Annotated in this window: 16 protein-coding genes; 12 read left to right on the forward strand and 4 right to left on the reverse strand. The window is 32.3% G+C overall.

Annotated elements, in window-relative coordinates:
- The first annotated feature begins 30 nt into the window (after window positions 1-30).
- Window positions 31-681 (forward strand): hypothetical protein, encoded by a 651-nt coding sequence (locus Q0910_RS20235; protein WP_299220584.1) that lies wholly within the window; start codon window positions 31-33, stop codon window positions 679-681.
- Window positions 682-688: 7 nt separating this feature from the next.
- Here the strand turns inward: Q0910_RS20235 and Q0910_RS20240 are convergent, their stop codons facing one another.
- Window positions 689-2,656, reverse strand: a complete 1,968-nt coding sequence (locus Q0910_RS20240; RefSeq protein WP_299220586.1) for an endonuclease — start codon at window positions 2,654-2,656, stop codon at window positions 689-691.
- A gap of 175 nt (window positions 2,657-2,831) precedes the next feature.
- Here Q0910_RS20240 and Q0910_RS20245 point away from each other — a divergent pair, with 175 nt between their 5' ends.
- The 6 genes from Q0910_RS20245 (at window position 2,832) to Q0910_RS20270 (ending at window position 7,441) form a co-directional block, all read left to right on the forward strand.
- Complete coding sequence (locus tag Q0910_RS20245) at window positions 2,832-3,428, forward strand: TetR/AcrR family transcriptional regulator (RefSeq protein WP_299220588.1); 597 nt, start codon at window positions 2,832-2,834, stop codon at window positions 3,426-3,428.
- Window positions 3,429-3,481: 53 nt separating this feature from the next.
- Window positions 3,482-3,967 (forward strand): acyl-CoA thioesterase, encoded by a 486-nt coding sequence (locus tag Q0910_RS20250; RefSeq protein WP_299220590.1) that lies wholly within the window; start codon window positions 3,482-3,484, stop codon window positions 3,965-3,967.
- A 55-nt stretch (window positions 3,968-4,022) separates the two neighbouring features.
- Window positions 4,023-4,148 carry a hypothetical protein gene (locus Q0910_RS20255; protein ID WP_299220592.1) on the forward strand — a complete coding sequence of 42 codons (126 nt, stop codon included), beginning with the start codon at window positions 4,023-4,025 and terminating at the stop codon, window positions 4,146-4,148.
- 276 nt (window positions 4,149-4,424) lie between these two features.
- Window positions 4,425-5,711: a cellulase family glycosylhydrolase gene (locus Q0910_RS20260; protein WP_299220594.1), complete on the forward strand. Its 1,287-nt coding sequence runs from the start codon at window positions 4,425-4,427 to the stop codon at window positions 5,709-5,711.
- 72 nt (window positions 5,712-5,783) lie between these two features.
- Complete coding sequence (locus tag Q0910_RS20265; protein ID WP_299220596.1) at window positions 5,784-6,914, forward strand: esterase-like activity of phytase family protein; 1,131 nt, start codon at window positions 5,784-5,786, stop codon at window positions 6,912-6,914.
- Window positions 6,915-6,916: 2 nt separating this feature from the next.
- Window positions 6,917-7,441 carry a histidine phosphatase family protein gene (locus Q0910_RS20270; RefSeq protein ID WP_299220598.1) on the forward strand — a complete coding sequence of 175 codons (525 nt, stop codon included), beginning with the start codon at window positions 6,917-6,919 and terminating at the stop codon, window positions 7,439-7,441.
- Here the strand turns inward: Q0910_RS20270 and Q0910_RS20275 are convergent.
- On the reverse strand, window positions 7,438-8,190 hold the full coding sequence (locus tag Q0910_RS20275) for a DUF6503 family protein (RefSeq protein WP_299220601.1): 753 nt from the start codon (window positions 8,188-8,190) through the stop codon (window positions 7,438-7,440). The genes Q0910_RS20270 and Q0910_RS20275 overlap by 4 nt on opposite strands.
- Before the next feature lie 232 nt (window positions 8,191-8,422).
- On the opposite strand from Q0910_RS20275, the gene Q0910_RS20280 reads away from it, so the two are divergent.
- Window positions 8,423-8,779: a DUF3887 domain-containing protein gene (locus tag Q0910_RS20280; protein WP_299220604.1), complete on the forward strand. Its 357-nt coding sequence runs from the start codon at window positions 8,423-8,425 to the stop codon at window positions 8,777-8,779.
- Between the two features lie 94 nt (window positions 8,780-8,873).
- Window positions 8,874-9,335: an SsrA-binding protein SmpB gene (smpB, locus tag Q0910_RS20285; RefSeq protein WP_299220607.1), complete on the forward strand. Its 462-nt coding sequence runs from the start codon at window positions 8,874-8,876 to the stop codon at window positions 9,333-9,335.
- A gap of 19 nt (window positions 9,336-9,354) precedes the next feature.
- Here smpB and Q0910_RS20290 read toward each other — a convergent pair whose 3' ends face one another.
- Window positions 9,355-9,942 carry a hypothetical protein gene (locus tag Q0910_RS20290; protein WP_299220610.1) on the reverse strand — a complete coding sequence of 196 codons (588 nt, stop codon included), beginning with the start codon at window positions 9,940-9,942 and terminating at the stop codon, window positions 9,355-9,357.
- A gap of 10 nt (window positions 9,943-9,952) precedes the next feature.
- Entirely contained in the window at window positions 9,953-10,600 is a 648-nt protein-coding gene (locus Q0910_RS20295; RefSeq protein WP_299220613.1) for a protein-L-isoaspartate(D-aspartate) O-methyltransferase, read from the reverse strand.
- Window positions 10,601-10,744: 144 nt separating this feature from the next.
- Here Q0910_RS20295 and Q0910_RS20300 point away from each other — a divergent pair, with 144 nt between their 5' ends.
- From Q0910_RS20300 to Q0910_RS20310, 3 genes are all read left to right on the forward strand, one after another.
- Window positions 10,745-11,713, forward strand: coding sequence for a Gfo/Idh/MocA family oxidoreductase (locus tag Q0910_RS20300; protein ID WP_299220616.1), 969 nt, complete (start codon window positions 10,745-10,747; stop codon window positions 11,711-11,713).
- Window positions 11,714-11,777: 64 nt separating this feature from the next.
- On the forward strand, window positions 11,778-12,083 hold the full coding sequence (locus Q0910_RS20305) for a hypothetical protein (protein WP_299220619.1): 306 nt from the start codon (window positions 11,778-11,780) through the stop codon (window positions 12,081-12,083).
- 53 nt (window positions 12,084-12,136) lie between these two features.
- Window positions 12,137-13,024 carry a 3-hydroxybutyryl-CoA dehydrogenase gene (locus tag Q0910_RS20310; RefSeq protein WP_299220621.1) on the forward strand — a complete coding sequence of 296 codons (888 nt, stop codon included), beginning with the start codon at window positions 12,137-12,139 and terminating at the stop codon, window positions 13,022-13,024.
- Window positions 13,025-13,054: the final 30 nt, after the last annotated feature.

Here is a 13,054-nt window from a genome sequence, read left to right on the forward strand (position 1 = left end):
GAGATAAAGTTTTAAGTAAATTGCTATGCAATGAAACCAACTTTAATATTATCTCTTTGTATACTTACATCGGCGATTTCCCTTGCACAAGAAAAGAGGGAGATTTTGGCTGATATTAAAAGTAAATACTTACTTATTCGGGAACTTGTAGATAATAATACACTCCGACAATATCATTCGGATTATACCTGTGAAGAGTCCCTTGAAAAAGGCACACTAACATTTTACTATAATAGCCGCGAACTAAAGCACATCATCCATCAATATACTCAAGGATATGTATCATACAAAGATGAATATTACATCTGGGATGATCAGTTATTCTTTGAGTTCTCTACACATAAAGTAAAATATCAAGATTATGAAAAAAACAGAAAGAAAAGAATTCAAAAAATAGATGTAACATTAACTCTGGAAGAACGGTTCTATTTTCATAATTTCGAACCTATAAAATGCCAGTTTAAAGATTTTGAAACCAGAAGCAACCGAGCTAAAAATCCAAAAACTAACTACGTAAAAAACCAGATTACTGATTGTAATCAGGCAAGTAGAGTTATTGAAAAATATAATGTTCTTTTGGAATATCAAAACATGACTATTGATGATTCCTGTATACTCCCCAGAAGCATAGCAAGAATCGTATCAGATGATGTGATATATAGTAATCTTGGTAAGAACTAATAGTGTTTTACTTAATAATAATTCTTTTCATCACTGAAGTATCATCGTGATATATTCGCATCAAATACAATCCTGCAGATAGATTAAGATGTATCCTCGTTGTTTCATTAAAGGATTGAGTGACTAACATATTTCCTAAGGTATCAAAAACCTCCACATCTCCGTGTTTTCCTTTTGCCAATAAAGTAATATAATCACTTGCCGGGTTTGGGTAAACAGAAAATTCTGGCCTCTCATTCTCATTTACAGATAATGTATTAGACCAAGTTTGCCCAATATTATCACCCCAAATATATTCTACTAAACTTGGTTGATCAATAAACGGATTACGATTAAACTGCCAGTTATAAATAATATTATTCCGATTCATTTCAAAATCATCAGGTGGGTCATTTCTATGCCAATCCAATAAAGTAGCTAGATCACCGAGTTCCGATATGGTGTTATCTGTATCGTCAGGAAAACCATTAACGACTTGCAAAGCATTATACCTCGTTACAAGGAAAAAAATGCCTCTAGCCACATCACCTTTCCAACTCCCTTGATTTGCCGCTGGACCATTGTATTCTCCATAATGTTGATTTCCTCTAGAACTATTCTCATTAGAATCTGTAGCCCTCAAACCGTGTGCATCTGAATTAGCATGACGTAATGAATCTGCATTTGTAGTAAAAAACCCAGACATACCATCTGCTATGTCATCAAACTCTCTGTAATCTCCAAATTCTCCTCTAGATCTTGGATACGTATGTTCTCGATTCCAGCTATCACTCGCATCTGTAAATCCTGCAAAATCTAACTTCGCACGATTTTGCTCCGTGTACAACAACCAAACTTGATTACTATTTTCTGGGCTTTGATCTGCACTACTTAAAATCTCAACAATATCTGCATAAGAATGAGTTCTTACTGTTGCAGGATCTGCTACAATATCCTGAATAGCTTGCACCAAAGCAGTATCGGCTAATCCTTCTAAAGGATTATAATAATCTACAGGTGCAGTACTAGCAACATTACCAAAGGTTGGATTCACTGGAGTTCCCCAAGATGCTACAGTAAAATCATTATCTGTAATTCTCACCTCCTTATTGTCATTCAAACGTACAAATCCTAAAGGAATTGATCCAAAAGTGATCTTCATCACCTCATCGCCTTCATCATCCGAATCATCAACAATCTGAATTGTATTAATAACGGTATTCATTCCAGTTGGAATAGTTACAGATGTGCTACCAGAATAATCTGAAGTCATAAAACCTTCGTTAGTAATTATAACATCAAAAGTGAGGTCGCTTGTAACATTCATCTCTGTAGTAAAGACAATATCAATACTATCCCCTTCATTATATTCGTCTAATGAGGTACTAATCATAATTCCATTAAACTGAACTCCACTTCCATCATTCAGAGCTCCTGGAGTTGGAGTTTTTACCTCATAAGTTCCATCATCTTTTCGCTGAATAGATTCTGTAGTTTTATTATTATTTTCATCTTCATTGATTTGTTCCATTAATCCTAGTAAAGTCATAAGACCCGTATCATCTGCATCATCAGTATCATGTATTAATGCATCCAATAAATTAGTAGTAGTTGCTACTGTTCCTTCCGGAAAATCAGCTTCATTACCTAAATAAATCGCCACTGCATCCGCTCCATTCTGTATGGTGTTTTCAAATAATAAAAAATCTGGCACTGGTGAAACTTCAGGGCCACCGATTAAGAAAATCCCATTAATATCAGTAGTATAACCGTCAAGATCGAGTGTAAAATAACTGGAATCACCTCCACTAGCAGAACCATTAAACAATACCAAAACTAACCCATCTAAAGAAAAATTAGGAGTATTGGATTTTAATTCTATGAACTCTTGTGTATCCGTACTAGGCGTATCAGAATCTAATTCATTAATTACAACCTGTCCGAAAGAAAAGTGAGAAAATAATATAGTCAAAACTAAAAAGTAGATGTTTTTCATAACAATAAAATTAGCATTACAAGATAGTTATAATATGTAGTTTATGAAGTTATCTTACTATTAAAATTCAGACTAGTAAAAAACACATATAATTAATTAGTAATGTTAAAGTTTAACTCATAAAATATACCATTCGGTATATTTTAGTTATATTTGATTCATTAAGTTTAGATAAATGCATACCAAAGCCGAACAAACTGCAGAATTTATTATCACTACGGTTGCACCTATTTTTAATAAAAATGGGTATGCAGCAACCAGTTTAAGCGATATAACTAAAGCTACTGGATTAACAAAGGGTGCTATTTACGGAAATTTTAAAAACAAAGAAGAATTAGCCATTGCGGCTTTTACGATGACTGTAAAAAACATGCTAAGACGTATTACAGATCATCAAACTCTTAGTGATTCTTCAATCGAAAAGTTATTTTTGGTTACTGATTTTTATCGTAATTATTATGATTATAGTCATGAACTTGGTGGTTGTCCTGTACTTAATATGGGAGTAGATGCCAAGCACCAAAACACTGCTCTTTTTAAATATGTACAGTATACCATAAATAAAATACAAAATAACCTAGTACTGCTTATAGATAATGGAAAACAAGCCGGAGAAATACAATATAAAATTGATTCTATTCTATATGCTAAAAGATTATATACTATGATTGTTGGTGCAATTTTTATGACACATACCATGGAGGATAATAGTTATCTTCTGCAAACAATGGATCAAATAGATGCCATTATTATAAACGAATTAAAGCTTTAAAACATTTTTTTTAAACCAAAATATACCGATTGGTATAAAAACAGTATACTACAATGACAACGTTACCGAAAATCCTAGAAAGCAAAGCTAAAATTAGATTCCAACATTGTGATCCTTTTAATCATCTCAATAATGCAGAGTATATTAATTATATGATCAATGCCAGAGAAGATCAAATAATTGATCATTACAACCTAGATCTTTTTAAAATGGCACAAACACAAGGCATAAGTTGGGTTGTTGGCACTAATCAAATTGCTTACTTACGACCAACATTCTTAATGGAAGATATCATTATTGACTCGCAACTTTTCTTTCACACAGAGAACGAATTACATGTAGAAATACGTATGTGGAATCACGACAAAACAGAGTTAAAAGCGGTGATGTGGAGTTCTTTTGTGCATTTTAATTTACTAAAACAAAAGCGTTGGAATCATACTCCAGAACTGATGGAGTTGTTTAATTCTATATTGAATCCTTTAGAAGCAACTACGTTTAATGAAAGAATTTTACAATTAAAACCACAAAAGGTGTAACATTTACCTTGTGATGGAGTCTTATAAATACATCAATCAACAAAATCTAACCAGTATGAAGTCTTCTGGAGATCTTGGCTCCTCTCAAAAGAAGAGAAGCTCATATTTTTTTATTGGATTTTTTATCATCGCTATTCTTTCTATGACCATAGTTGCCTGGCAATTGGGTCTATTAGGATAATGCTTTGAAACGTTTGCTAACTCCACTAAAACAACATAACCTCAATACAAGTTTTTAAAATGTATTGAGGCTACTCTTGTTTATTTATCTTTTCTTTCCTTATATTAATAGTTAAAGAAAATCACTTCTACAATTAAATTATTGAATATTATTAATCTTTTTAATCAATATTTCAGCGAATAACTTATAATCTCTATACTAAAAATAAAAAGAATTCGTTAACCAAAAATCTGGTTAACCAGTATATTTCATTAACTCAACTCTAAAAACTTAATAATGAAACCCAAATTTACTCTCTTAGGAAAAAACTTTTTTGAAAAACAAAATTTAAAATTAATAGGTATTCTATTATTCACCCTAGTAACTAATCAAACAATTTACTCCCAAACAGTAGTAGAAAGATACGGAAAACTACAAGTTAACGGAAGTCACGTAACGGCAGAAAATGGAGAAAAAATAAGCCTTGCTGGGATGAGTCTTTTTTGGAGCAACGCAGGAGATGGGGGTGATTTTTATAATTCACAAACAGTTAATCATCTTGCAGATGATTGGAAAAGTTCTATTGTAAGAATAGCTTTAGGGGTTAAAGAAACTTGGGATGGAGGAAATGGATATATTGATAGCCCGCAGGCACAAAAAACTAAAATAAAAGCAGTTATAGACGCTGCAATTGCTAAAGGTGTTTATGTAATTATAGATTGGCATACGCATGCAGCAGAAAGTTATGAAACTGAAGCCGCAGCATTTTTTGGAGAAATGGCAGAATTATACGGAGATAAAGACAATGTAATTTATGAAATATATAATGAACCTTTAGACACAACTCCCTGGAATACTGTTAAAAACTATGCAACCCCAGTAATTCAAGCTATAAGAGCAAAAGACCCTGACAACCTTATTATAGTAGGTACACCTACCTGGTGTCAGGATGTAGATAAAGCAGCCGCTAACCCCATTACAGGAGATCCTAATTTAGCATACACGTTACATTTTTATGCCGATTCGCATAAAGAATTTCTTAGAGATCGTGCTATTGCAGCAATGAATTCTGGTATTGCGTTATTTGTTACAGAATGGGGAACAACACATTTTAGTGGAAATGGAGGATATAATCCTCAGGAATCACAAACATGGATGGATTTTATGATTACTAACAATATTAGTTATGTTAATTGGACAGTAGCTCACAAAAATGAAGATTCCTGCGTTGTGAGTCCGGGTATGGATGTACAAGGACTAATAAACGGAAATCTTACGACATCCGGTATCTTTATCAGAAACCATTTAATTTCTCGTGCAGAAACATTGAGCGTAGATAATTTTACTATTAATAATGTAAAACTTTCATTAGATCAAAATCCAGTAAAAGATATTCTATCAGTAAATTCTTCTATCGTAATTGATGATCTTACTGTTTTTGATATGAACGGAAGATCTGTTTTTTATGAAGATATAAATCAAGACAATCCGCAGGTTAATATTGGAAACTTACAATCGGGTAATTACATTTTAAAAGTAAGTTCTAATAATGTATCAACTACTACAAAATTTGTAAAATTATAGATTTATAAAAATCTTATAAAACTTCTATTTGTAAAGCCTCTAAGAACTATCTTAGAGGCTTTATTATTTTATATGATTAAGAAAGTTGTTTTTCATTACACTAGCGTACTATCGATAGTCTATGGATTAATCTCATGTGCTAGCATACCTAATAGTGAATCTGGAAATTCTTTTAAAATTAAATACTTAGATGAGTATGTAATATATAACGATTCCATTTTCGAAGGCTCGAAAATTGGAGGACTTTCTGGTATTGAATATCACAAAGAGCAGAATACATATTATATTGTCTGTGATGATGCTAAAAATCCAAGATTTTACAAAGCATCTATTTCTTTAAAAAACAATAAATTCAATAAGATAACACTGGATAGACTTATAAAATTGAAGGATCCAAATAATCAATTTCTACATAAAAACGTAGCTGATCTAGAAGCTATAAGAACTTTCGGAAAAAACAAATTCATATTTACAAGTGAGGGATCTATAAAGCGCGACTATAATCCAGCTATTTTTATTACAGATGCTACTGGAAATTATCAAAACAAATTTCTACTTCCCCCCTATTTCTTAACAGATAGTACTTCTAAGAACATACCAAGACATAATGGAGTATTCGAAGGATTAGTAAATAATATAAATAACAAAGGGTATTGGGCGGCTATGGAGCTTCCTTTAAAACTAGATGGAGAAGAACCAACGTTTGATAATTCAGGAGCTCCTATAAGAATTACGCATTTTAATGTAGATACAAATCAAGCAGATTTTCAATTTACATATCCTCTGGATAAGCTCGCTAAAGATCCGAATGAAAAATTTGGAGTAAATGGCGTAACAGCACTACTGCAGCTTACTAAAAATCAATTCTTAATTGTAGAACGTGGATATGCTGCTGGCTATGGAACACAAGGAAATACTGTAAGAATTTACTTAACTAATATACAAGACGCAACAAATACATTAGGTTTTGAATCTCTAAAAGACAAAAAGTATCAATCAGCTATCAAGCAATTACTTTTTGATTTTGAATCTATTAGAAATCAACTGACCGATCAAATTGTTGATAATATAGAAGGAATCACCTTTGGTCCTATATTAGCTAATGGAAATCAATCATTACTTTTGATTTCTGATAACAATTTTAATCCTATTTCAGAACAAATCAATCAATTGATATTACTTGAACTCATTAAAACGCTATAGTCATGAAAATAAAATATATCTTAACTACTTTTTTACTGTTACTTCTAGTTTCATTTTCGAGCTGCGCTCAGAAAGCTGTAGAAAGTAAAAACACCACCACTACTTATATTTTAGTTAGACATTCAGAAAAAGATCTTAGTGACACGACCAACAGAAACCCTAACCTAACTGAAGAAGGTAAAAAACGATCAGAAAGTTTAGTAAAAATATTAGCAGATATAGAAATAGATAAAGTATTTAGCACAAACTATGCAAGAACACTTCAAACAGGGGAACCTATTTCTAAAAATAGAAATATTGAGATTACACTATATGATCCAAGAGATTTATATAATTCAGCATTTCAGGCTCAAACAAAAGGTAAAACTTCGGTAATAGTTGGACATAGCAATACCACACCTGCATTTGTCAATAAGATAATCGGTCAAAAAAAATATAATGATATTGATGAAAAAGACTACAGCAAACTATTTATAATCAAAGTTACAGGAGATATAATTACAGATACCGTTCTTAATATTAATTAGCAACAATCCTTCTCAAGATATACATAGATATCTTCTAGTTCAATTTTGGATAGTAGTTTTAATTGTTCATTTTCAAACATCACATCTAATCTAGATAATGATGTAGAAAGATTATCGGTTTTGTAATTCTTATAGTCTACAAATCGAATTCCATTAATTATTCTTGGATTATACGCTTCTCTAAATCGAATACCGCCTCCATCCACAGCGTATTTATACGCTAGGTAATCAATAGTAAAGTTCTCTTTATGAATCCAATACATAAATTCATCTTCAAAATCTGTTCCACCTCCTTCTTGATCGAACGTTACTTTAATTTTATAATACGATATATTTTTAATTTTAGATTCGCCTACTAATTCTTTATTTACAGCTGGTGCGTTCAACCCATAAGGTAAGTTTGCGAAATAATGTACCGAATTTACGCCATCACTAATTTTGGTAACCATCGAATCTACAACTTTTACACTACAGCTTTCAATGAATCTGGACAAACCTCGATTATTTAAGATGTCATGAACCATACCATCAGTACCTGATATTAATCTTTCTAATTGATAATTACCATTACTTCGTACACTTCTATACTCTTTTCCTCTAAACGTAAAACGAATACTAGCTTTATCAAATTTTGATCCTCCAGCATTTTCAATCGTCTTATTAACAATCTGTTCTACAGAAAACTGAACGGTAACTGTCGTAAAAGATGCTAAAAATAATAGTACTACTAAAAATGAAAACTTTCTCATAAACTCATTGTTAACTTGGGAACTAAAATAATTGTTACACTAAGAATAATTGTAATAGTTTTGTTAAACTAAAACATCATACTCACAACCCTATATTTTTTTCAAGGTTATCTAAATGTTACAGACGGTACTTGAGGGAAAAACTTTCATCATATTCATTAATTTTAAGTTTATTTTTTTTTGAAATTTGAAAAAGATAATTATTTTGCAATCCCTAAATCTTATTAATATTATGAAAAATATGTTACTTCTTTTGGTCTGCATAGCTATGCAACCATTGTTAGCACAAGATGCTGCCACCTACGAAAAAACTACGAAAGCTTTTCAGGAAAACTTTAATACTCAGAACATTGATGCCGTTTTTGATTTATATGCTACTGAAATGCAGGAAGAAATGACAAAGGAGGGAGTTTCTCGTTTTATCAAAGGGTGTCACTCACAATTCGGAAACTTAAAAACGTTGACTTTTATAGAATCGGCAGAAGGAATTAATAGTTATACCGCTGCTTTTGATAATATTAGTTTGGTAATGGAGCTAAAACTAAATGCAGATGGTAAAATTGCTACCATACAATTTCAGGAACCTTAGTAAAGTTTTTATCACAATATGAATCACAAAGCTTTCTTTAGGGAAAGCTTTTTGTATTTTTGTACTCTTTGCAAACTTTTTGCGCGCACAAATTATGAGTCAGAATAAGATTAACATACTTAATAGAAAAGCCAAATTCGAGTACGAATTTTTGGATAAATATACAGCCGGTATTAAACTTGTCGGGACAGAGATCAAAGCAATTAGAGAAGGAAAGGCTGGTATTGCAGAAAGTTTCTGTGAGTTTCATAATAATGGAGAACTCTTTGTGATTAATATGAATATCGAAGAATATTCGCACGCTACCTATTTTAATCATAATCCTAAAAGTGAGCGAAAACTACTACTAAACAAGCAAGAACTAAAGAAACTCGAAAAAGAAGTTAAAAATTCTGGACTTACAATTATACCTACTCGATTATTTGTAAATGATCGTGGCTTAGCTAAATTAGATATTGCGCTAGCTAGAGGTAAGAAATTGTACGACAAAAGAGAAACAATAAAAGATAGAGACAATAAGCGTACACTGGATCGAATTAAAAAGGATTATAAGTAAATTTACCCTACCAACCAGATTACTCTCTTATCATTTTTTCGTAAGCTCTTTGCTCTTCCTGCCGCAACTCAGGATTCTCCGGATCTTGATCTAATCGTTTAACTGCTTCAATATAATCAGGATGATTTTTATATTTTAATTCTAAAAAAGTGTAATCTGACAGAAATATAAATAGATATCCTAATAAACCGAAAAAAACTACTCTTACCATAAGTCTTTGGTAAAATGATCTTTTCTCTTTTATAATCTTAACAAAACCAATTACAAATACAACATTTAGAAAATTAACTCCAATAATCAGCAACTGATTTCCAAATGGCCAACGAAATATTTTAAACATTACTCCTAATAATAGAATGGAAATCGAAAATCCTGTGCATATAGCACCAATTATTCTCCAGGCTGAAATTCCTTGATACGACTCTTTTTTAAAAATTCTTCGGAAAGGTATCTCATTGAAGATCGCAAAGCCGAAATAAAAGTATAAACAAGATAATCCAAATAGTGATATTATAATCAATTCATTTCCGTAAGGCCAACCCAAAAAGTATATCACCATCCCTACTAAGTAAATAACAGGAAAAATATAGAGCTCTAATATTCTCATTACAATAAATCTAATTCTTATCCTCTAACAAAGGAACAAAGCGAAACTCTCCAAATTCGTGTTTTTCGAATTTAGTTTCACTTTTACGAATAAACAAAGTCATAACTTGTGGATCATTACCTACGGGAATCACTAACCTACCTCCAATTTCTAATTGAGCAAGTAACGGTTTGGGAACATATGGAGCTCCTGCAGTGACAATAATACCTTTATACGTTGCGTATTCTGGCAACCCTTTATAACCATCTCCAAAAGATAGGTATTTAGGGCGATATCCTAATTTAGGTAAAAACAACTTTGTCTTTTTAAACAATTCTTGCTGTCTTTCTATACTATACACTTTACAACCTAATTCGCATAAAACAGCTGTTTGGTACCCAGAACCTGTTCCTATTTCTAATACTTTATCGCCGCGCTCTACTTCTAATAATTCTGACTGAAAAGCAACCGTATAAGGCTGCGAAATGGTTTGATCAGCACCAATAGGAAATGCTTTATCCTGATACGCGTGATCATCAAAACCAGAATCCATAAATAGATGTCTGGGTATCTTACCAATAGCCGCAAGAACGGATGGGTCTTTAATTCCTTTGTCGATTAGTACATCGACGAGCTGTTTTCTTTTACCAGCGTGTTTTAATGTATCTTTAGATTTCATTAGGGTAGATTAACAGGCTAAAATTACATAAAGATTTTAAAGAATAAAGAACAATTTTAGCATTAAACTGATTATTTTACATTTTAGATAGAATTAAGATTTAGAATTTATAAATAATACTATTTTTGTGTAAAATCTTGAATTATGCTCAAAGCCGGAGTACTTGGCGCAGGACACCTTGGAAAAATTCACCTACGTCTCCTGGAACAATCCGAAAAATACGAACTCATTGGTTTCTATGATGCCAGTGACAAACAAGCAAAAGCTATTACTGAAGAGTTTGGTTACCAACTATTTAATTCTGTTGAGGAATTAATTAATGCGGTAGATGTTGTAGATATCGTAACACCAACTTTCGCACATTTTGAAGTTGCGAAACAAGCTATACAAGCTGGAAAACACGTCTTTATAGAAAAACCAATCACCAATACCGTTGAAGAAGCAGAAAAGCTTATAGCATTGGCCAATGCTAATAACGTAAAAGGTCAGGTAGGTCATGTAGAACGTTTTAATCCTGCATATACAGCGGTTGCTAATAAGATCGATAACCCAATGTTTATTGAAGCACATAGACTGGCAGAATTTAATCCTCGTGGAACCGATGTTCCTGTAGTATTAGATCTAATGATTCACGATATCGATGCGATTCTTAGTGTAGTACATTCTAATGTAAAACATATTAGCGCAAGTGGAGTTTCTGTAATTAGTGAAACACCAGATATCGCAAATGCAAGAATTGAATTCGAAAATGGATGTGTCGCAAACCTTACTGCAAGTCGTATTTCATTAAAAAACATGCGAAAAGCAAGGTTTTTTCAGAAAGATGCCTATATCTCTGTAGATTTCTTTGAGAAAAAATGTGAAGTTGTAAAGATGAAAGATGCTCCGGAACAACCGGGTGACTTTGATATGATTTTACAAAATGCAGAAGGTGTAAAAAAACAAATCTATTTTGATAACCCCGAAGTTCCGTCTAATAATGCCATATTGGATGAATTAGATACTTTTGCGGATGCCATTAATAATAATACTACTCCAATCGTATCCTTAACTCAAGGTAAAAAAGCATTAGAAGTAGCGTTACAGATTATAGCGTGTTTTAGGCAAAAATAAAGATATCAGAAAACAGGGAAGTCATACAATCAAAAAGCAAATTAACGGAAGAGGTTATTTTTGTATGATTACATTAGAAATCGTTCCTTCAAATAAAGGATTAGAGTTCTTTTATGAAAAAAATGAAGCAACTTATTGGAATGTTGCTATTGAATTAGGAGTTCGGCTGGCTTTCGAACAACATATATCTGGAAAAACACATTCTAACTATTCTATATTCGTAAAAGAATTTAAATGGATGGATGTGGATACGAATTTAATAACCGTTTGTTATGCATCTTGCAGAGCAACTTACAGTGCTTTTGACGTAGAAAAGGAATTTAAATTTCCTAAAATAAATAACGAAGGAGAATTTATTTTTAAACAATAAACAAACAATAGATTTCCGCCTACGCGGAAATGACATAAATTATAAATTTACTAATGAAAAACATAGCAGTAATCGGAGCAGGAACCATGGGAAATGGTATTGCCCATACTTTTGCACAAAAAGGATTTAAAGTTCAACTAATTGACATCTCTCAGCAATCTTTGGACAAAGGGTTAGCGACCATCACGAAGAACCTGGACAGGATGATTGCTAAAGAGAAAATTTCTGAAGCTGATAAAGAAGCAACGCTTGGAAATATTTCTACTTATACTAATATCAAAGAAGGTGTCGAATATGCAGGTCTTGTTGTAGAAGCAGCCACTGAAAATATTGACCTAAAACTAAAAATATTTAAAGATTTAAGTGAAGCTTGTTCGGAAGATACGATCCTGGCGACAAACACTTCTTCTATCTCTATCACTCAGATTGCTGCGGTTACCCAAAGACCAGATATGGTGATTGGTATGCATTTTATGAACCCTGTTCCTATTATGAAATTAGTAGAGATCATTAGAGGATACAACACATCAGATGAAGTTACTAATACGATCATGGAAATGTCTAAAACTTTAGGAAAAGTTCCTGTGGAAGTAAATGACTATCCTGGATTTGTAGCTAACAGAATCCTAATGCCAATGATCAATGAATCTATTGAAACTTTATACAATGGTGTTGCCGGAGTTTCTGAGATTGACACGGTAATGAAATTAGGGATGGCGCATCCTATGGGACCATTACAATTAGCAGATTTTATTGGATTGGATGTATGTCTTTCTATACTTAATGTAATGTATGATGGTTTCAAAAATCCTAAATACGCACCTTGCCCTTTATTGGTCAATATGGTAATGGCTGGAAAGCTTGGAGTAAAAAGTGGTGAAGGTTTTTATGATTACTCAGAAAGCAGAAAAGCGGAAAAAGTAGCGAAGCAGTTTGTGTAGAGGTATTTTTAGTTGATGGTTTATGGAAAA

The organism is uncultured Aquimarina sp., from assembly GCF_947495315.1.
Lineage (GTDB): Bacteria > Bacteroidota > Bacteroidia > Flavobacteriales > Flavobacteriaceae > Aquimarina.

Coding starts and splice junctions, on each gene's coding strand:
- Q0910_RS20305 (WP_299220619.1), top strand. CDS start 11,778: ATGATTACATTAGAAATCGTTCCTTCAAATAAAGGATTAGAGTTCTTT.
- Q0910_RS20250 (WP_299220590.1), top strand. CDS start 3,482: ATGACAACGTTACCGAAAATCCTAGAAAGCAAAGCTAAAATTAGATTC.
- Q0910_RS20280 (WP_299220604.1), top strand. CDS start 8,423: ATGAAAAATATGTTACTTCTTTTGGTCTGCATAGCTATGCAACCATTG.
- Q0910_RS20255 (WP_299220592.1), top strand. CDS start 4,023: ATGAAGTCTTCTGGAGATCTTGGCTCCTCTCAAAAGAAGAGAAGCTCA.
- Q0910_RS20300 (WP_299220616.1), top strand. CDS start 10,745: ATGCTCAAAGCCGGAGTACTTGGCGCAGGACACCTTGGAAAAATTCAC.
- Q0910_RS20240 (WP_299220586.1), bottom strand. CDS start 2,656: ATGAAAAACATCTACTTTTTAGTTTTGACTATATTATTTTCTCACTTT.
- Q0910_RS20290 (WP_299220610.1), bottom strand. CDS start 9,942: ATGAGAATATTAGAGCTCTATATTTTTCCTGTTATTTACTTAGTAGGG.
- Q0910_RS20310 (WP_299220621.1), top strand. CDS start 12,137: ATGAAAAACATAGCAGTAATCGGAGCAGGAACCATGGGAAATGGTATT.
- Q0910_RS20275 (WP_299220601.1), bottom strand. CDS start 8,190: ATGAGAAAGTTTTCATTTTTAGTAGTACTATTATTTTTAGCATCTTTT.
- Q0910_RS20260 (WP_299220594.1), top strand. CDS start 4,425: ATGAAACCCAAATTTACTCTCTTAGGAAAAAACTTTTTTGAAAAACAA.
- Q0910_RS20235 (WP_299220584.1), top strand. CDS start 31: ATGAAACCAACTTTAATATTATCTCTTTGTATACTTACATCGGCGATT.
- Q0910_RS20295 (WP_299220613.1), bottom strand. CDS start 10,600: ATGAAATCTAAAGATACATTAAAACACGCTGGTAAAAGAAAACAGCTC.
- Q0910_RS20245 (WP_299220588.1), top strand. CDS start 2,832: ATGCATACCAAAGCCGAACAAACTGCAGAATTTATTATCACTACGGTT.
- Q0910_RS20265 (WP_299220596.1), top strand. CDS start 5,784: ATGATTAAGAAAGTTGTTTTTCATTACACTAGCGTACTATCGATAGTC.
- smpB (WP_299220607.1), top strand. CDS start 8,874: ATGAGTCAGAATAAGATTAACATACTTAATAGAAAAGCCAAATTCGAG.
- Q0910_RS20270 (WP_299220598.1), top strand. CDS start 6,917: ATGAAAATAAAATATATCTTAACTACTTTTTTACTGTTACTTCTAGTT.